The organism is Kribbella sp. NPDC031520 (genome assembly GCF_055580825.1).
In genome coordinates this window covers 963494-981889 of the sequence record NZ_JBVIKS010000001.1, presented here as the reverse complement: position 1 = coordinate 981889, position 18396 = coordinate 963494, and the positions used below count along the sequence as shown (strand labels likewise).

Annotated in this window: 20 protein-coding genes; 13 read left to right on the top strand and 7 right to left on the bottom strand. The window is 68.8% G+C overall.

Annotated elements, in window-relative coordinates:
• Nucleotides 1–4: 4 nt before the first annotated feature.
• Nucleotides 5–769 (bottom strand): TetR/AcrR family transcriptional regulator, encoded by a 765-nt coding sequence (locus ACZ5BU_RS04860; RefSeq protein WP_465695597.1) that lies wholly within the window; start codon nucleotides 767–769, stop codon nucleotides 5–7.
• A 68-nt stretch (nucleotides 770–837) separates the two neighbouring features.
• Here ACZ5BU_RS04860 and ACZ5BU_RS04855 point away from each other — a divergent pair, with 68 nt between their 5' ends.
• The 3 genes from ACZ5BU_RS04855 to ACZ5BU_RS04845 are packed head-to-tail and all read left to right on the top strand — an operon-like array spanning nucleotide 838 to nucleotide 3300.
• Nucleotides 838–1677 carry an SDR family oxidoreductase gene (locus ACZ5BU_RS04855; RefSeq protein WP_465695596.1) on the top strand — a complete coding sequence of 280 codons (840 nt, stop codon included), beginning with the start codon at nucleotides 838–840 and terminating at the stop codon, nucleotides 1675–1677.
• 8 nt (nucleotides 1678–1685) lie between these two features.
• The gene (locus tag ACZ5BU_RS04850; RefSeq protein ID WP_465695595.1) at nucleotides 1686–2252 is read left to right on the top strand and encodes a DinB family protein; all 567 of its coding nucleotides are present in this window, start codon (nucleotides 1686–1688) and stop codon (nucleotides 2250–2252) included.
• Between the two features lie 31 nt (nucleotides 2253–2283).
• Nucleotides 2284–3300, top strand: coding sequence for an Rv2578c family radical SAM protein (locus ACZ5BU_RS04845; RefSeq protein WP_465695593.1), 1017 nt, complete (start codon nucleotides 2284–2286; stop codon nucleotides 3298–3300).
• Between the two features lie 17 nt (nucleotides 3301–3317).
• Here the strand turns inward: ACZ5BU_RS04845 and map are convergent, their stop codons facing one another.
• Nucleotides 3318–4085, bottom strand: coding sequence for a type I methionyl aminopeptidase (gene map / locus ACZ5BU_RS04840; RefSeq protein ID WP_465695591.1), 768 nt, complete (start codon nucleotides 4083–4085; stop codon nucleotides 3318–3320).
• Nucleotides 4086–4185: 100 nt separating this feature from the next.
• Between map and ACZ5BU_RS04835 the strand changes: the two genes are divergently transcribed.
• Together ACZ5BU_RS04835 and ACZ5BU_RS04830 are read left to right on the top strand one after the other, a co-directional pair.
• Nucleotides 4186–5316 (top strand): CapA family protein, encoded by a 1131-nt coding sequence (locus ACZ5BU_RS04835; protein ID WP_465695589.1) that lies wholly within the window; start codon nucleotides 4186–4188, stop codon nucleotides 5314–5316.
• A gap of 60 nt (nucleotides 5317–5376) precedes the next feature.
• Complete coding sequence (locus tag ACZ5BU_RS04830) at nucleotides 5377–5919, top strand: rRNA adenine N(6)-methyltransferase family protein (RefSeq protein WP_465695588.1); 543 nt, start codon at nucleotides 5377–5379, stop codon at nucleotides 5917–5919.
• A 30-nt stretch (nucleotides 5920–5949) separates the two neighbouring features.
• Here ACZ5BU_RS04830 and ACZ5BU_RS04825 read toward each other — a convergent pair whose 3' ends face one another.
• Entirely contained in the window at nucleotides 5950–7686 is a 1737-nt protein-coding gene (locus tag ACZ5BU_RS04825) for an ABC transporter ATP-binding protein (RefSeq protein WP_465695587.1), read from the bottom strand.
• On the bottom strand, nucleotides 7683–9404 hold the full coding sequence (locus tag ACZ5BU_RS04820; protein ID WP_465695585.1) for an ABC transporter ATP-binding protein: 1722 nt from the start codon (nucleotides 9402–9404) through the stop codon (nucleotides 7683–7685). The genes ACZ5BU_RS04825 and ACZ5BU_RS04820 overlap by 4 nt, the downstream gene beginning before the upstream one ends.
• An 87-nt stretch (nucleotides 9405–9491) precedes the next feature.
• On the opposite strand from ACZ5BU_RS04820, the gene ACZ5BU_RS04815 reads away from it, so the two are divergent.
• Complete coding sequence (locus ACZ5BU_RS04815; RefSeq protein ID WP_465695584.1) at nucleotides 9492–10094, top strand: lysoplasmalogenase; 603 nt, start codon at nucleotides 9492–9494, stop codon at nucleotides 10092–10094.
• Nucleotides 10095–10157: 63 nt separating this feature from the next.
• The gene (locus ACZ5BU_RS04810; protein WP_465695582.1) at nucleotides 10158–11123 is read left to right on the top strand and encodes a glycerophosphodiester phosphodiesterase; all 966 of its coding nucleotides are present in this window, start codon (nucleotides 10158–10160) and stop codon (nucleotides 11121–11123) included.
• Here ACZ5BU_RS04810 and ACZ5BU_RS04805 read toward each other — a convergent pair.
• The gene (locus ACZ5BU_RS04805; protein WP_465695581.1) at nucleotides 11113–11652 is read right to left on the bottom strand and encodes a hypothetical protein; all 540 of its coding nucleotides are present in this window, start codon (nucleotides 11650–11652) and stop codon (nucleotides 11113–11115) included. The two genes, ACZ5BU_RS04810 and ACZ5BU_RS04805, sit on opposite strands and share 11 nt — an antisense overlap.
• A 216-nt stretch (nucleotides 11653–11868) precedes the next feature.
• On the opposite strand from ACZ5BU_RS04805, the gene ACZ5BU_RS04800 reads away from it, so the two are divergent.
• Nucleotides 11869–12066 (top strand): hypothetical protein, encoded by a 198-nt coding sequence (locus tag ACZ5BU_RS04800; RefSeq protein WP_465695579.1) that lies wholly within the window; start codon nucleotides 11869–11871, stop codon nucleotides 12064–12066.
• 400 nt (nucleotides 12067–12466) lie between these two features.
• Here ACZ5BU_RS04800 and ACZ5BU_RS04795 read toward each other — a convergent pair whose 3' ends face one another.
• Nucleotides 12467–12802, bottom strand: coding sequence for a PspC domain-containing protein (locus tag ACZ5BU_RS04795; protein WP_465695578.1), 336 nt, complete (start codon nucleotides 12800–12802; stop codon nucleotides 12467–12469).
• Nucleotides 12803–12938: 136 nt separating this feature from the next.
• Here ACZ5BU_RS04795 and ACZ5BU_RS04790 point away from each other — a divergent pair, with 136 nt between their 5' ends.
• From ACZ5BU_RS04790 to groL, 5 genes are all read left to right on the top strand, one after another.
• Nucleotides 12939–13712: a PASTA domain-containing protein gene (locus tag ACZ5BU_RS04790; protein ID WP_465695577.1), complete on the top strand. Its 774-nt coding sequence runs from the start codon at nucleotides 12939–12941 to the stop codon at nucleotides 13710–13712.
• Between the two features lie 56 nt (nucleotides 13713–13768).
• Nucleotides 13769–14260, top strand: a complete 492-nt coding sequence (locus ACZ5BU_RS04785) for a SigE family RNA polymerase sigma factor (protein WP_465695576.1) — start codon at nucleotides 13769–13771, stop codon at nucleotides 14258–14260.
• A complete protein-coding gene (locus tag ACZ5BU_RS04780) occupies nucleotides 14257–15072 on the top strand; it encodes a PASTA domain-containing protein (RefSeq protein ID WP_465695574.1) in 816 nt (271 codons plus the stop codon). Before ACZ5BU_RS04785 ends, ACZ5BU_RS04780 begins: the two co-directional genes overlap by 4 nt.
• A 36-nt stretch (nucleotides 15073–15108) precedes the next feature.
• Entirely contained in the window at nucleotides 15109–15444 is a 336-nt protein-coding gene (locus ACZ5BU_RS04775) for an MmcQ/YjbR family DNA-binding protein (protein ID WP_465695573.1), read from the top strand.
• A gap of 223 nt (nucleotides 15445–15667) precedes the next feature.
• Nucleotides 15668–17293, top strand: coding sequence for a chaperonin GroEL (groL, locus tag ACZ5BU_RS04770; protein WP_465695571.1), 1626 nt, complete (start codon nucleotides 15668–15670; stop codon nucleotides 17291–17293).
• A gap of 119 nt (nucleotides 17294–17412) precedes the next feature.
• Here the strand turns inward: groL and ACZ5BU_RS04765 are convergent, their stop codons facing one another.
• Entirely contained in the window at nucleotides 17413–18363 is a 951-nt protein-coding gene (locus tag ACZ5BU_RS04765) for a glycoside hydrolase family 6 protein (RefSeq protein ID WP_465695570.1), read from the bottom strand.
• Nucleotides 18364–18396: the final 33 nt, after the last annotated feature.

Genomic DNA, 18396 nt, shown 5'->3' with positions numbered 1-18396 from the left:
CGGGCTAGGGCTGGATGCCGTCGAGCAGACGGTCCAGCCCGTACCGGTACGCGTCGTGGGCGGTCGACTTGTACCCGTTGGCGTGCCAGATCGTCGTCATCGCGGGGTGCTGTTCGACGTCGAAGTACGTCTCCCACAGGTCGTTCCGCTCGTACCACCAGGCGTCGTTGGTCTGTCCGGTCGCCTGCTCGACCAGTCGGCTCTCTGCCTCCAGGCTGGCCGCTGAGTCGACGTACGTCGTGATCGCCAGCGCTGCCGTGTTCGTCTCGGCCGGTGTGAGTCCTAGACCGAGCAGCACGGACAGGAGGTACTCACGGCCCGCCAGCATGCCCGGGCCGACCGGAGGGCGGATCGTGGAGACCTGCGACAGCCACAGGTGCTTCTGGAACATCTGACGGGTCTCGACGGAGTACACCTCGACTTGCTCGCGCCAGTCCTCCGGCCGTGGTTCGCCCGGGCCGGGCAGACGGCGCTCTCCGAGCACCTGGTCGACCATGAGGTCCAAGAGCTCTTCTTTGGACGGTACGTACGTGTAGAGCGTCATCGTGCCGACGCCGAGCTCCTTCGCGAGCCCACCCATCGACGCCGCCGCGAGACCTCGTTCGTCCGCGAGCCGGATACCCGCCTGGATGACGTCGTCGATGTTCAGCGACGGGCGGCGTCCGGCACCACGTTTCCGCTCCGGGTCCGCGGCCGGTTGACGGTGGTTGCGCCACAACAACGCCAGCGTCCGGTCCGGCTGCCCCTCACCACTGCGCCGCTCACTCACCCGGCCTACGATAGGCGCTCAGTTGAATTATCGTATACCCTACGAGAATTCTTCGAGAGGAGCTGGGCATGATCTTGGTGACGGGTGCGACGGCGAATGTCGGACGATTGCTGGTCGACGAGCTGGTCGCGGCTGGGGCGCCGGTGCGGGCGCTGACGAACGATCCGGTGCGGGCGGCGCTGCCGGAGGGCGTGGAGCTGGCCCGCGGGTACCTCGGGAAGCCGCGGACGCTGCCCGCGGCGCTCGCCGGTGTCGACACGGTGTACCTCGCGCCCCTTCCGGCGTACGTCGACGAGTTCGTCCGCTGCGCGCGGGACGCCGGCGTGCGGCGGGTCGTCGTACTGTCGGGGGAGCCGGCCGAGTACGAGGCGCAACAGGATCCGGCGACGTGGCACTACTACCGGCTGGAGCGGGCGATCGAGGCCGGCGGTTTCGAGTGGACGTTCCTGCGGCCCGGGCAGTTCATGAACAACACGCTCGGCTGGGCGCCGTCGATCAAGGCCGAGGGGGTCGTACGGGCGCCCTACCCGAACGCCGTCCAGACGCCGATCGACCTCGCCGACATCGCCGCGGTGGCGCGAGTGGTGCTGCTGTCGGAGCGGTACGGCGGGCAGAAGATCGTGATGAGCGGTCCGGAGGGGATCACGCCGCCGGAGCAGGTTGCGCAGATCGCGGCGGCGATCGGGCGGGAGGTGCGCTTCGAGGAGCAGACGCCGGCTTCATACCTGGAGGCGTTGGCGCCGGTGATCGGGTTGGAGACCGCGCGGTGGCTGCTCGACGGCTTCCGGATGATGGCGGAGCACCCGATGAAGCCCGAGCCGGCGGTCTTCGAGCTGACCGGTCGTGCGGGCACGACGTACGCCGAATGGGCGAAGGCGAACGTGGAGGCCTTCCGTGGACTGGCATGATCGCGGATGTGAAGGATCTGATGCACGACTACCTCCGCAAGGTCCGCGAGACGATGCTCTGGAAGCTCGACGGGCTCGGTGAGTACGACATCCGGCGGCCGCTGACGCCGACCGGGACCAACCTGCTCGGGCTGGTCAAGCACCTGTCGATCGTCGAGGCCTGGTACTTCGGCCAGACCTTCGACCGCCCGTTCCCGGAGGAGATGACCTGGTGGGACGACGACGCGGAGCCGAACGCCGACGCGTGGGTCACCGCGGACGAGTCCCGTGCGGACATCGTCGGCCTGTACCGGCGGGTGTGGGCGCATGCGGACGCGACGATCGAGGCGCTGCCGCTGGACGCGCCTGGCGTGGTGCCGTGGTGGCGGAAGCCGGACACGACGCTGCACGGGATCCTCGTCCACGTGATCGCGGAGACGAACAGGCATGCCGGTCACGCGGACATCCTGCGTGAGCAGCTCGACGGCGCGGCCGGGATGAGTGCCGGGAACTCGAACCTGCCGGAGCAGGACGCCGAGTGGTGGGCGGCGTACCGGGCCCGGGTGGAGGAGGCTGCGCGGGCTGCCGCGGTTTGACCGTGGATCGAACATGTGTTCGACTATAGACATGAGATGGGCGGGTCAGCAACTCGATGTGGAGACCCCGGGCACGTTGCCGGGGCTCGGGTCGATCGCGGGGCTGGTCCGGTCGGTGACGACACCTGAGTTCCAGGGGATCACGTTCCATGAAGTGCTGGCGCGGTCCGCGCTGAACTCGGTCCCTGGTACGGCGCTGCCGTTCAACTGGACCGTGAATCCGTACCGCGGTTGCACGCATGCCTGCCGGTACTGCTTCGCCCGCCCGACCCACAAGTACCTTGAGCTCGACGCCGGGCAGGACTTCGACCGGCAGATCGTTGTGAAGACCAACGTCGCCGAAGTTCTGCGCCGCGAACTCGCCCGCCCGTCCTGGTCCCGCGAACCGGTTGCCCTTGGCACCAATACGGATCCGTACCAGCGCGCCGAGGGGCGGTACAAGCTGATGCCCGGCATCATCGTGGCGCTCGCCTCCTCCGGCACGCCGCTGTCCATCCTCACCAAAGGCACACTGCTCCGCCGCGACCTCGGTCTGCTGTCCGCCGCCTCCGCTGATGTGTCGGTAGGCATCGGCGTCTCGCTGGCGCTGGGAGACGAAGTGTTGCGCCGGCGGTTGGAGCCCGGCGTACCGTCGGTCCGCGGCCGCCTCGACTTCATCCGCACCATCCGCGACGCCGGCCTACCATGCGGCGTGATGGTCGCCCCCGTCCTCCCCTGGCTGACCGACTCGACCGAGCAACTCGACCACCTCCTTGGTCTGCTGTCCGAGGCCGGCGCCACCGGCGTCACCCCACTGGTCCTCCATCTGCGTCCCGGGGTGAAGGAGTGGTTCATGAAGTGGCTCGCCTACGACCACCCCGCCCTGGTCTCCCGCTACGAGTCCCTCTACGCCCACGGCTCGTACGCCGCCCCGAGCTACCAACGATCCTTCGACACCAAGGTCCGTCCCCTCCTCACCAAGCACGGCTTCGCCCGCCGCTCCCCCCACCGCTCCGAACCCATCCGCGGAAGGCACCCAACACCCCCACCCCAAGACCCATTGTTCTGAAGGGGGTTGGCGCTGGTTTACGGGAGGGTGAGGATTTGGGGGCCGTTCGGGGTGATGGCGACGGTGTGTTCGGCGTGGGCGCCTCTGGTTTGGTCAGCTGAGCGGAGGGTCCAGCCGTCTTCGTCTATGCGGTAGGTGGAGCTCGGGCCGGTCCAGAACCAGGGCTCGATTGCGAAGACGTGGCCTGGTTCGAGTCTGAGGCCTCGGCCGGGGCGGCCGTTGTTGGGGATGTGGGGGTCCTGGTGCATGCGGCGGCCGATGCCGTGGCCGCCGAAGTCGAGGTTGGTGCCGACGCCGGCTTGCCGGCCGACTCGGCCGATGGCGGCGCCGATGTCGCCGATGCGGTTGCGGGGGACGGCGGCCGCGATGCCGGCGGCGAGGGCCTGCTCGGTGGTTGCGATCAGCTCCAGGTCCTCCGGGCGCGGCGTACCGACGCAGAAGCTGATCGCCGAGTCCGCGCACCAGCCGTCGACGGACGCGCCGCAGTCGACGTTCAGCAGGTCGCCGTCCTGCAGGCGCAGCTCGTTCGGCAGGCCGTGGAGTACGGCGTCGTTCACCGACGTACAGATCACACCGCGGAACGGCGATGTCGCGAACCCGGGCTGGTACCCGTCGAACAGCGACACCGCCCCGGCGGACCGCAGTACGTCCCGGGCCACCTCGTCGAGCTCGAGCAGTGAGACACCGGCCGTGGCGTGTTTCTTCACGGTCTGCAAGGCGGTCGCCACGACGCGTCCGGCCGCGCGCATCTGTTCGATCTCCGCGGGCGTCCTCAGCTCGACCATGGCTCACTTCCTACCACAAGACCTTTGGACACGATCAGATCTCTGTCCCAACCAACGTGGCGAATCGGGCGTCTTCAACGACGACAAAGGGGGCTGGGGAATGGCTGTTCGACGACGCGCGGTACTCGGGGGAATGCTCGCCGGAGCAGCGGCGCTGGCGACGACCGGTTGTATGGCGGACACCTACGCCGACACCGGCGATCGACCCACCGAGGCGCCGAAGCAGGGCAAGAAGGCCGACCGCGTCACAGTGGTCGCGACCGGCGACGTACTGCTGCACGAACGTCTCTGGACCACCGCGAAACGCGACGGCAACGACGGGCAGTGGGACTTCGCGCCGCTGATGGCGAGCGTCAAACCCCTTGTGCAGAAGGCGGATCTCGCCATCGCGCACCTCGAGACCCCGCTCGCGAAACTCGGCGGTCCGTACCACGGCTACCCGCTCTTCCAGGGTCCGCCGCAGATCGCGACTGCGCTCAAGCAGACCGGCTACGACCTGTGCACCACCGCCAGCAACCACAGCTTCGACGGCGGCGCGGCCGGTGTGGACCGTACTCTCGACACCCTCGACAAGGTCGGTCTCAGGCACGCGGGTACGGCGCGGACGCGGTCCGAGGCCGAGGGGGTCACGATCGTCGACGTACACGGCGTGAAGGTCGCGTCGCTGAGCTTCACGTTCGGGTTCAACGGGCTGCCGTACCCGAACGGCGAGACGTGGCGGGCCGGCAAGATCAGCACGAAGTCGATCCGGCTCAAGGCGCAGGACGCCCGCGACCGGGGCGCCGACCTGGTGATCGTCAGCTGCCACTGGGGTACGGAGTACTCGGACAAGCTGAACGACCAGCAGCGCGAGGTCGGTCCGGAACTGCTTGCCGACAGCAACGTCGACCTGGTGATCGGGCATCACGCGCATGTCGTGCAGCCGATGCAGGAGATCGACGGGAAGTGGATCGCGTACGGGCACGGCAACCTGGTCGCGGCGCATCGGGAACCGGACAGCACCAAGTCCGAGGGACTGCTGACGCGCTTCACCTTCACGCGGAACGGCGGCGGCTGGACGACCCAGGCCGAGTACGCGCCGCTGTTGATGACCGACGACCTGCCCGTGCGGGTTCTCGACGTACGGCGCGAGCTCGCGAAAGGCACCGCTCGGCGTCAGCGGCTCGAGTTGGCGCAGCGTCGTACGACCGAGACCGTGACCGCGCTGGGGGCTTCGCCGAAAATGCTTTGAGCCGGACGGGTACGCGGTTCTAGGGTCGTCGCATGATTACGTACTTCGTGATGGTCCGTCGTGCCCGCCTCCGGGCAGGCGCGGGGTGCCTGGGGATGGCATCCGCTCGATAGTCGTTGGGCCCAACGGGTTGTGGACGCGGCCGGGATCGAACCCGGCGAACTCGTCCTCGACGTCGGGGCCGGACTCGGTGCGCTGACCGCACCGCTCGTCCGGGCCGGCGCCCAGGTGGTCGCGGTCGAACTCCATCCTGGTCGTGCCGACCGGTTACGCCGGCGGTTCGCGGACGCGCCGGTGACGGTGGTCCGGGCCGACGCCGGTGACCTTCGGTTGCCGTCGCGGCCGTTCCGGGTGGTGTCGAGCCCGCCGTACAACATCTCTACGCTGTTGCTGAAACGCTTGCTGTCACAGGGCTCTCGCCTGGTGTCGGCTGATCTGGTGCTGCAGCGACAGGTGGCGAACCGGTGGGTCCGCGGCGAAGCACCCGGTGCGAACCGGTGGCTGCGTCACTACACCCCAACCCTCGGCCTACGCCTTCCGCGCGAAGCTTTCACCCCACCACCCCACGTAGATTCCGCAGTCCTCCTACTACGCAAACGCTAAGAGAACCCCCACCAACCGGTGGGGGTTCTCTTAGCCGTGCCAGGAGTTCCACAGGGCGGCGTAGGAGCCTTGGCGGGCTACCAGTTCGTCGTGGCTGCCCAGTTCGGTGATGCGGCCGTCTTCTACTACGGCGACGCGGTCCGCGTCGTGGGCGGTGTAGAGGCGGTGGGCGATTGCTATCACCGTGCGGCCCTCTAGTACTGCGGCCAGGGAGCGCTCCATGTGTCTGGCGGCTCTCGGGTCGATCAGTGAGGTTGCCTCGTCCAGCACCAACGTATGCGGGTCAGCCAGCACCAGCCGGGCCAGTGCGAGTTGCTGGGCCTGTGCAGGTGTCAGCGACACCTGCCCCGACCCGACGCGAGTGTCCAGGCCGTCTGGCAAACCCTCCGCCCACTCGCGGGCGTCTACTGCGCCCAGCGCATCCAGCAACTCCGCATCGGTTGCAGAGGGACGTGCCATCGACAGGTTGTCCCGCAGCGTCCCCACAAACACATGGTGCTCCTGCGTCACCAGAGCGACCTGCTTGCGCAGCTCGTCCAACGGGAGCTCCGTCATGCCCACACCGCCGACCGTCACCGACCCGGTGCGCGGCGGGTGAATCCCCGCGACCAACCGGCCGAGCGTCGACTTGCCCGCGCCCGACGGCCCGACCATCGCGATCCGCTCACCCGGCCGGATCGTCAGGTCGACGCCGTGCAGCACGTCGCGACCCTCGACGTACGAGAACCGTACGTCCCGCGCCTCGACGAGCTCACCGGCAGGCGCCTGCCCGGACGGCGTGCGGTCGTCGGGTACGTCGCTGATCCCGAGCAACCGGGCGAACGCCGCACCACCCGATTGCAGCTCGTCCAGCCAGGACAGCAGCCGGTCGACCGGGTCGATCAACTGGTTCACGTAGAGCACTGCCGCGGTCACGGCGCCCAAAGACGCGTGTCCGTTGAGATGCAGCCAGCCACCGAACAGCAGCGTGCCCACGACCGGTACGAGATACCCGAGCTCAGCCGCCGGGAAGTACACGGTCCGCAGGAACAACGTGTACCGCTCGGCCAGGAAGCTGCCGCGGATGTCCTCGTCCCCGCGCCGCACGCGGTCGTCGTACCGCCGGAGCGCCTCGACCGTCCGCGCACCTTCGACCGTCTCGGCGAGCGAGCTGGTCATCTGCGCGTACGCCGCGTTCTCCCGCAGGTACCCGTCCTTGGCGCGACGCAGGTACCACTTCGTGCTCAACCACAGCAACGGCACCATCGCCACCAACGGCACGATCACCCACACTCCGACCAGCAGCGTGGCGACGGCGGTGAACACCACGGTCACGAACGCGATGATCGTCTCGGGTACGGCGAACCGCACCGTGCGCGACAGCGTGTCCACGTCCCGCGAGGTCCGCGACAGCAGGTCACCGGTGCCGGCCCGCTCGACTGTCCCGATCGGCAGTGCGAGCGCGTTGTCGACGAACTCCTCGCGCAGCTCGGCCAGCACCTGCTCGCCGAGCGCGAACGACTTGTACCGCGCCCAGCGGGTGAGCAGCGACTGTGCGACGATGAACCCGGCGATCACGACGATCACCAGGTTGACCTTGACGGCAGTCGTTCCGTGCTGGACGTCCTCGACGAGATTGCCGATCAACCGCGGCGCCGCGAGCCCCGACACCGCCGCGAGGCCGTGCAACAGCAGCGCGACCAGCAAGGTCCGCGGGTGGCGCCGCGCGAGCCTCCGGGCGTGCCGCCGGATCTCTACCGGCCCGGCCACGGGCAGGATCTGCCTCATCGCAGGACCTCCTCTGCTTCGGTCTGGCGGGTGACGGTCCGGCGGTACGCCGGGGTGGACGCGAGCAGCTCACGGTGCTTGCCAGCGGCAACGACCCGCCCGGCGGCGACGAAGATCACCTCGTCGACGCGGTCGAGCAGCAGCGGGCTGGCGGTCAGTACGACGGTGCTCCGGCCGGCCCGGTGGTCGCGCAGCCGGTCCGCGATCCGCGCCTCGGTGTGCGCGTCGACAGCGGACGTCGGCTCGACCAGGACCAGTACGGACGGGTCCGCGAGCAGGGCCCGGACCAGTACGAGCCGCTGCCGCTGGCCGCCGGAGAACGACCGTCCCTTCTCCTCCACCTCGGAGTCGAGCCCGTCCGGCAGCGCGATCAGCACGTCCTCGGCAGACGCCGTACGAATCGCGGCCATCAGCTCGTCGTCGGTGTGGCGGCCTGCTGGATCCAGCTCCGTACGCAGCACGCCCGTGAACAGCTGGGCGCCGGTGTCGCTCACGAGGATCCGCTCGCGGATGTCGGTCCGGGTAGCGCTCGCCAGCGTCACGCCGCCGTACCTGACCTCGCTCGCGTTCTCGTAGCGACCCAGACGGTCAGCCAGTGCGCCGTAGCTGTCCGGCTCGGCGGAGACGATCGCTGTGAGCAGCCCGTCGCGGGCGCGGACGCCGGAGACGGGGTCGACCAGGTCGCCGTGCTCCGGCAGCCGTACGGGCGTCTCCGGGTCGGTGACGTCCGGCTCCAGCTTCAGCACCCGGATCACGCGCCCGGCGGCAACGAGGCCGCGCATCAACTGGTTCGCGAACTCGGTCGCCGTCCGCAGGGGCAGCACCAGGAACGTCGCGTAGCCGTAGAACGCCACCAGCGAACCCGCGCTCAGATCGCCGCGCAGCGCGAAGTGCGCGCCCAGCCCGACGACGAGTACGACGAAGACGCCCGGGAGCAGCACTTGCGCCGCGTCCAGCACCGACTGGATGCCCGCGACCCGCACACCGGCCTTCCGTACCTGCTGCGACTCGCTCCGGTACCGCCGGGAGAACGACTCCTCGCCGCCGATCCCGCGCAGCACCCGCAGACCGGCCACGATGTCGGAGCCCAGCGAGTTCAGCTCGCCGACCGCCTCGCGCTGCGCGGACTGGCGCTTGTGCAGCGGCCGCAGCATCGGGCCGAGCGCGAACAACATCACCGGTACGCCGATCAGCACCACCAGGCCGAGCACGGTCGAGGACGACAGCAGGATCACCGCGACCACGAAGAACGCGACGATCGCGCCGGCGAACCGGGCCGAGATCTCCATCAGGTTGCCGATGTAGGACAGGTCGCCGGCGCCGATGCTGACCACCTCACCGGTGGCCAGCTGCTTCGGCAGCGTCGCACCGAGGTCGGCCGACTTCCGGATCACCGCCTGGACCGTCCGGTACGCCGCGGTCAGCCAGTTGGTGACCGCGAACCGGTGCCGCATGATGCCCGCCGTCGCCTGCACCACGCCGACCACGAACAGCAGCGCCGTCCAGCGCAGCAGCCGCTCGCCGTCCCGCGCCGCGATGCCCTCGTCGATCGCCCGCCCGAGGATCGCCGGGATGAACGCCTGCGCGGCCATCCAGAGGATGCCGAACGTCATCCCGCCGGCGAGCGTGCGGGCCTGACCGCCCGCGACCCACCACAGGTAGCGGGTCGGTGAACGGTGATCCGGGACGCCGGGGTCGGCGAGGGGCAGTTGTCTCATGGCTCACTCAGGCTAGGTCCCCGCTCCGACAGTTCGCATGCGAATTAATCGCACCTGTGGACCCTCCGAACCGGCACCATCTACGACATGAACAGGGGACGGGGCTGGCTGATCGCGTACGCCGTACTGACCGTGGTGCATCTGGTCACGATCGCGATCGGTGAGACGTGGTCGCAGCTGATCACCAAGGTGCTGCTGATGCCGGTGCTGGCCGTGTGGGTACGGCTGAACCGCGGTCCGGCGACGCTGTTGGTCGCGCTGGTCGCCTCGTTCGCCGGGGACTTCCTGCTGCAGGTGGACCAGCTTCTACCGGGCATGGCTGCGTTCGGTGTGGCTCATGTCTGCTACGTGATGCTGTTCGCCCGCCGTGCGCGTAAACGGTCGCTAGTAGTCGTAGCGGCGTACGGCGTGGTCTGGCTGGGGGCACTGGTCCTGCTGTGGCCGGGTCTGGGCGACAACCGGATCCCTGTGGCTGTCTACTCGTTGCTGGTCACTGCGACGGCTGTCACGAGTGCCTGGAACGGCTGGCGCGCCGGGGTGGGCGGAGCGCTGTTCTTGATCTCGGACGGGCTGATCGGCGCAGGTTTGGCAGGATATGACTTCGCGGGACGTGACTATCTGGTGATGGCGACCTACTGCGTCGCGCAGTACCTGCTCTCCAGCGGCGTGCTGCGTGGTGACAGACGGTAGACCTTCACCTTGCGTTGGGCAACGGGTTCCCGTCGGGCAATGTCCGACCCCTGTCCTGGATCCATGTTCGTGATCGCGCATCGGGGAGCGAGTGGCTACCGCCCGGAACACACACCGGCGGCCTACCGGCTGGCCGCGGTCCAGGGAGCCGACTACCTGGAGCCGGACCTGGTCGCCACGCTGGACGGCGTCCTGGTGTGCCGGCACGAGAACGAGATCTCCGGTACGACGGACGTGGCGGAGCACCCGGTCTTCGCGGACCGGAAGATCACCAAGATCGTCGACGGGACCGCTGTCACCGGCTGGTTCGTCGAGGACTTCACCTACGCCGAGCTGCGTACGTTGCGGGCCCGGGAGCGGATGCCCGCGCTCCGGGCGAACAACACGGCCTACGACGGGCTCGAGGAGATCCCCACGTTCGACGACGTGGTTGCGCTGGCGCGCCGCGAGTCGGCGCGGCTCGGCCGGCCGATCGGGGTGATCCCGGAGATCAAGCATCCGGCGTACTTCCGGCGGCTCGGGCTGCCGCTGGAGGAGCTGCTCACGGAGCGGATTCTGGAGCTGCGGCTGCGCCCTGAGGAGATCATGGTGCAGTCGTTCGAGCCGACGAGCCTGCGGCGGCTCGCGGTGATGGCACAGGTCCCGCTGGTGCAGCTGGTCGATTCCGAGAGCGCACCGAACGACTTCCTGCGCACAGGGGACGGCCGTACGTACGCCGACCTCATCGAGCCGCGGGGGCTCCGGGAGATCGCGACGTACGCACAGGTGCTGGCGCCGCACAAGGACCTCGTCGTACCGCGTACTGCGGATGGCTGCCTGGGTGAACCGACCCATCTCGTCGACCATGCGCACCGCGCCGGGCTGGAGGTTCAGGTGTGGACGTTCCGCGCAGAGCGTCGCTTCCTGCCGACTGCGACCGACTTCGCGACGGAACTGACCCGCTTCGCCGCACTGGGGCTGCAGGGCGTCTTCACCGATCACCCGGACCAGGCGGTCGCCGCACTCCGCAAGCCGGCACTCAACGTGTAGCTGCAGCAGCCCGTGCGAAGACGTGGCGGGCGAGATCGGCCAGTTCGCGGTCGATGGCCTGGCTCTGGGCAAGGGACAGGGTCACCCGTGGCGCGGTCGCGGGCCTGGTACGGAGGAGTTTGGTACGCAGGTAGGTCGGGGGATGGGTGGAGTCGGTTCGCGTCTCGCGGGACCGGCTTGCGCGGACCCGGCGTTCGATCTCCCGCGCCGGGACCTCGGTGACCGCCCGCCGTACCGCTTCCAGCGGCTCGATCCCGGCGGGCCGGCGCAGCGCGCGTTCCATCGCGCGATACGCGGTGTCCGCCAGCAGAGTGCGCTCCAGGGCCTGCGCCGTCGGCTCCGAGCCGGCGATCTCGGCTGCCGCCAGGTCGGCGAGGTACTCGGCGCGCTGACTGCTCCGCAGGTACAGCCGCTCGTGTAGCCAGCCGACCGCGCGGACCAGTGCACCGACCACGAAGTTGAGCATCCGGCTGACGAGCGTCGTACCGCTGCGATCGCGGCGGCCGAGTTGGCGCCGCAGCCGGTCCAACGGCTGCTCGCTGAACGTCCCCCCAGCTCGTCGAGGACAGACTGCGCGCTCCGGATCAGCCAGCTACTCGCCACGTCTCCGTGCCGCCCGTGCCCGAACTCATGAGCAAGGATCGCGACCCGCTCTTGCGGGGACAGACCGGTCCACAGCGGCAGCCCGAGGCCGACGACCGGACGTAACCGCCAGCCGACCTGCAGATACCAGACGTTGGCCGCTGTGGTGACAGCGACGGCAGTGACCCGCTTCGTCCCGACTGCGTCGGCCAGCTGGTCGAGTACGGCGTACAAGACCGGAGCCTCGGGCGGGCGCAGCACGTGGATGTCCGGCGACAGGCGCGGCACCCGCGGGCGGAGCAGCAGCGCGAGGCTGAAGGCGACCACCGAGAACACGATGCTGAGCCAGAGCGGCCGGTAGAAGACGAGCAGAGCGATTCCGCCCAGGAACCCGAGAACCGGCAGCAAGAGGATCAGAACAGAGAGGGCATGCGCACCGACACGCGCGGCGTCCCAGCGCGGTGGGCGTACGGCGCCCTTCGCAAGCTCGCCGTACAGGGACTCGGCGAGGCGGTGCTCGATGCGGAGCCGCCAAGCCGGTGTCTGGTCGTTAGGGGGCGATGGGTCGACGTTCCAGTCGCACTTGTCGCACCAGGTGACGTAGCGGCGGTCGACGGGGATCACGTGCCCGCAGTGGGGGCAAGAGGTGCTCTCCTCGGTGCTCTGCACGGAAGCAGTGTGGCACTGCGGCGGCGGCAGGGCGACGGAGCGTCACCCTGCCACCGGGTCCGGGCGGCTGCGCCAGTCGGGCGCAGTGCGAATCACGCCGCCGGGGGCTTGTTGTTGGTGTCGTCGTAGATGCGGGAGGCGATGTCGTGCTCGGTGGTGTCCTGGTTCTGGTTCACCGAGTGCTGGACGTTCTGCCAGACGGCCTTGCCGTCGGACTCGGGGATCACGATCCAGGCGACCGCGTACCCGATCAGCGCGGCGCCACCGGTGATCAGCGTGAGGCCGACCCAGCCGAGACGGACCAGGGTCACGTCGACGTTCAGGTATTCGGCGATGCCGCCGGAGACGCCCGAGAGCATCCGCTGGTTCGAGGAGCGACGCAGGGTCTTGCCGGAGAGGTTCTGGAACGGTGCGTTGGAGTTCGTCATGGCTCTACTGTCCCGTTCCGGCACCTCTCGGCACATCAGGATCGGTACCGACCGACCCCTGACCCGCCCCTGACGACTTTCGTGGGCACCGGTGGTCGCGGGCATCAGAAGCGCCCAGACTGTAAGGGTCGACGAAGTGCGAGATGCGATGGAGATCCTCGAGCGCACCAGTGCCCCCAGACCGCCCGGCCGCGTCCGTGAGCGGCTGGCGACGGCTGCGGCTGTGGCCACAGTGGTGGCCGCGATCGGCGTGACCAACGTCCTGACGTCCGGCCGCGGCTCAGGGACCGGCCCCTTGCCCGGCCCCGAGCCGGCCCCGATCGTGATGCGGCTGGTCGGCTACGGGCACGCGGCGATCTCCGTACCGAAGGTGTGGGGCACGAACGTCAGCCGCTGCGGGGTTCCGCGCCGGGACACCGTCCTGATCGACGATCCGAGCGCCGTGGGGGACTGTGACCTGCCCCGTCCGACAGGCGTCAGCAGTGTGGAGCTGGACACTGCGCCACCGGTCGGTTTCCGCGACGACGAGACGTTCACCATCAACGGCGTACCGGCGGAGCGCAGCTGGACCGAATGCGGTGACGACGACGTGTGCTGGGGCGCGGTCGGCCTGCCGTCCCTGAACGTCTGGTTCCGCGCCTCCTCGTCCAAGAGCGCCGCCGACGTCGACCAGATCCTCACCCGGATCGAGATCCTGCCGGACCGGGTCGGCGTACCCAGCACCCGATCGCTGGACGAGGCCAGGGACGGCACGGCGTACGCAGTCCTCCTGCAGCGGCTGGGTCTCGAGGTGGAGTTCCGCAGCCGTACGTCGGTCGTCTACAGGCCGGGCCGTGTCGTCAGCGTTTCGCCTGGCCCCGGGACCGTGCTGCAGCCTGGCGACACTGTCACCCTCACGGTAATCAAGTAGACCTACCGGGAACCTCGCCCACCCGCCAGCCTGTCTCTAAGGGTGTGGAGGGGGACATGGACGAGTTCACCGAGTACGTCACCGCGCGCTGGCCAACACTCGTGCGGTCGGCCGTGCTGCTTGGGTGTACGCCGTCCGAAGCGGAGGACCTCGTGCAGTCCGCGCTGGAGCGTTGTCTGCTCAAGTGGAACCGGGTGCGTGTGGCTGAGGACCGGGACGCGTACGTTCACCGCGTACTGGTCAACTGCTTCCGCTCCTCCCGCAGACGTCGCTGGCATGGGGAGCTGCCGTCTGAGTCTCTCCCGGAGACCACGGGCACCGACCAGACCACAGGAGTCGACGACACCGACGCCATGATGCGCGCACTGGACAGACTGCCCGGCGACCAGCGCACAGCCGTCGTACTGCGGTACTACGCGCACCTGAGCGAACAGCAGATGGCAACCGTACTGGGAGTAGCCGCAGGCACAGTCAAAAGCCGCCTGTCCCGCGCCGTGAAGGCCCTCTCCCAGGACCCGCACCTGGCAGAACTGCGAGAACCCCGATGACCGACCTGACGGACCTCCTGGAACGCACCGCCGCGAAGACCCCCGTGGGCCCACCCCCACTGGAAGCCCTTCACACGGGCGCCACGAGACGCCGCAGACGCCGTACTGCGGCGTTCTCGGGCCTCGCCGTAGCAACAGTCGCGGCTGCGATCGGTGCGACCACACTCCTCGCACCTCACCCACCGACTACGCCCGCCGCGCCACCCCCGACCCGCTTGGCAGGCTTCGGCCACGCCGCGATCGCGGTCCCAGCGGACTGGCCGCTCAACAAGGCGGGCTGCGGCACGCCCAGCCAGGACACCCTCCTGATCGACGACCCGAGCGCTGCGCACCTCTGCCTGAGCCCCAGGCCCGACGGTGTGGACAGCGTTCAACTGAGCGGAACACCGACCATCGAGTTCCACGCCGACAAGACGGTCGTCATCGACGGAGTGCAGGCTCAGCGTCAGCAAACGAGCTGCGAGAGCCGGCAGGAGAACAGAGTCTGTGTCGGTGCGGTAGGCATCCCGTCGCTCAAGGTGTGGTTCCGTGCGGAGTCGTCCGCTGGTCCAGCTGAGGTCGACCGAATGCTCAGCTGGATCCGGATCGTGCCGGACAAGTCCGGCGTACCCAGCTACTTCGCGTTGGGTGGCGCGCCGACTGGCCCGGTCGTGGGCGCCTACACGCCGCGACTGACGGCTGTCGGACTCAAGGCGCAGACCAAGCGGGTGAAATCGCCTAGCTATCCGGCCGGGACGATCCTGGGTGTCTCGCCGGCGGTCGGGACGATGTTGCCGGTCGGCGCGACGGTCACGGTGACGGTTGCGGGATGAGGAAACTGTCGGTGGGGGTGCTTAGCGTTCTTGGGTATGGATGCGGCGGCGGTGGTGAAGGTGATGCTGGGGTTGCCGGGGGTGGAGGAGCAGGAGGGGTGGGCCGGGCAGCCGGTGTTCAAGGTGCGGAACAAGAGTTTTGCGTACCTGTCCGAGGACCAGAGCCGGATGCACCTGAAGGCGCTCCGTGAGGAGCAGGAGGCGCTCGTCGCTGAGAACCCCGAGGTCTACGAGCCGTCCTGGGAGAGCGGCCGCTTCGCGTGGCTCCACATCCAGCTGGAGCTCGCCGACGACGAGGAGCTGAGCGAGCTGATCACGGAAGCCTGGCGGTTGACGGCGCCGAAGTACCTGATCGCGCAGCTCGACGGCTGACGGGGGGCTGGCTTGCACTCGTTTGGGGCGAGTGCTAATACTTGGTTAGCACTCCAAGGGCGAGAGTGATAAGTGTTCGCGCCCGGCCGGGGTGTGCAAGAAGACGGCCTCGATGAGGTGCCTGGCAGCGGCGGGACATGAGCGTCGCGGTCCAGGTGCCGTCCGTCGCGGGCATCGGAGCCGGCTGAACCACCAGAACTCGACGCGGGAGGACTCGCGGAGAATGCCCAAGCTGATTGCTTTCGATGAAGAGGCGCGCCGCGGCCTCGAGCGGGGAATGAACACCCTCGCCGACGCCGTCAAGGTGACGCTCGGCCCGAAGGGCCGCAACGTCGTGCTGGAGAAGAAGTGGGGCGCACCCACGATCACCAACGACGGCGTCTCCATCGCCAAGGAGATCGAGCTCGAGGACCCGTACGAGAAGATCGGGGCCGAGCTCGTCAAGGAAGTTGCCAAGAAGACCGACGACGTCGCGGGTGACGGTACGACCACCGCCACCGTGCTGGCCCAGGCTCTCGTCCGCGAGGGGCTGCGCAACGTCGCCGCCGGCGCCAACCCGATGGGCCTGAAGAAGGGCATCGAGAAGGCGGTCGAGGCGGTCAGCGAGCAGCTGCTCAAGCTGGCCAAGGACGTCGAGACCCGCGAGCAGATCGCGTCGACCGCGTCCATCTCGGCTGCCGACAACCAGGTCGGCCAGATCATCGCCGAGGCGATGGACAAGGTCGGCAAGGAAGGCGTCATCACCGTCGAGGAGAGCAACACCTTCGGCCTCGAGCTCGAGCTCACCGAGGGTATGCGCTTCGACAAGGGGTACATCTCGCCGTACTTCGTGACCGACACCGACCGGATGGAGGCCGTCCTCGACGACCCGTACATCCTGGTCGTGAACAGCAAGATCGGCAGCATCAAGGACCTGGTCCCGGTGCTGGAGAAGGTCATGCAGACCGGCAAGCCGCTGGCGATCATCGCCGAGGACGTCGAGGGCGAGGCCCTGGCCACCCTGGTCGTCAACAAGATCAAGGGCACCTTCAAGGCCGTCGCCGTCAAGGCGCCGGGCTTCGGTGACCGCCGCAAGGCCATGCTGGTCGACATCGCGGTACTGACCGGCGGCGAGGTGATCTCCGAGGAGGTCGGCCTGAAGCTGGACACCGTCGACCTGGAGCTGCTCGGCCAGGCCCGCAAGATCGTCGTCACCAAGGACGAGACGACCATCGTCGAGGGCTCGGGCGACGCCGACCAGATCACCGGCCGGGTGAACCAGATCCGCGCCGAGATCGAGAAGTCGGACTCCGACTACGACCGCGAGAAGCTGCAGGAGCGGCTGGCCAAGCTGGCCGGTGGCGTTGCGGTGATCAAGGTCGGCGCGGCCACCGAGGTCGAGCTGAAGGAGCGCAAGCACCGCATCGAGGACGCCGTTCGGAACGCGAAGGCGGCCGTCGAGGAGGGCATCGTCGCCGGTGGTGGCGTCGCGCTGCTGCAGGCGTCCGTCGCGGCGTTCGAGAAGCTTGAGCTCGAGGGTGACGAGGCGACCGGTGCGCAGATCGTGCGGCACGCCGTCGAGGCCCCGCTGAAGCAGATCGCCGTGAACGCCGGCCTCGAGGGCGGCGTCGTGGTGGAGAAGGTCCGCAACCTCGAGCCGGGCTGGGGCCTCAACGCCGCGACCGGTGAGTACGTCGACCTGATCAAGACCGGCATCATCGACCCGGCCAAGGTGACGCGCTCGGCGCTGCAGAACGCGGCGTCCATCGCGGCCCTGTTCCTCACCACCGAGGCCGTCATCGCCGACAAGCCGGAGAAGGCCGCGGCCGCTCCGGGCGGTGCGCCCGACATGGGCGGCATGGACTTCTGAGTCAGTAGTCCGTTGGTTCGACAGCACAAAAGCAACAAACACAAAGGTCCCGGGCCGACGCCCGGGACCTTTGTGTTTGTGGAGGGGAGCCCAGCAGCCGGCGGTACGGGGCGGTTGGTTCAGGTGCCGGTGATTAGGTGGTGGGCCAGGAGGGGGGAGAAGGTTCTGGTGGGGAGGGTGGGGGTCAGGCCGCAGGGGCCGTCGGATTCGCCGGGGGTGCGGAGCCAGAGGTGGAGGTCCACCGGGGCCTGAGCAGGCGCGGGCGGGGTGCCCAGTTTGCGGGCGGGTGGGTTGCAGGAGCTGCCGTCGGAGCCGTTGCCGTTGCGGCTGGTGTCGACGACGTAGTGGCTGCCGCCGCCCAGCGCGGCCAGGATCTCGTTGCCGCGAGCAACCGACTGCTCGGTGCCGAAGTAGTTCGCGGTGTTCAGCGCGAACCCACGGATCTTCCCCACGTCCGCGAGCCGCAACCGCCGGGCGATCTCCTTCGCGTCACCGGATCCCACGTTCCCCGCGTCGAGGTACGTCCAGGTGTTCGGGTTCTTCGCCGCCAACAACCCCACCGCATACTTCACCAACGCGATCCGCCCGTCCCACTCCGACGTCGGATAGCAGTCCAGCCGGGCCAGCGCATCCGGCTCCAGCACCACGACCGCCGGCCGCGCCGCGATCCCGTCCGACACCGCGGAGATCCAGGTCCGGTACGCCTCATCCGACGCGGCCCCGCCACCGATCCCGCACTGCCGCCCCGGGAGGTTGTCCGTCACGAGCGCAGGCAACTTGTCCGCCTTAGCGGCGGCCGTCGTGTACGCCGTGACGCCCGCCTTCACGTCCCCGCTCCAGGACCCGACCCAGCGCGCCGACGCCTGCGCGGCGATCGTCGACGCCAGCGCGGTGTCCTCGGGATGACGTCGTACGTACGCCGCCACGTCCGAGGCGGGATCGACGTACAGCCCGTTCGTCAGCTTCAGCGGGTCGCCGGTGGCTTCGGCCAGCCCGGACTCGGGCCGGCCGAAGACCAGCAGTGCGGCGGTCAGCAACAGGCCGGCGGTCACCGGACGCAGGGTCGGCATCGCGAACAATCCTCCCGATCACTCAACGTGCCG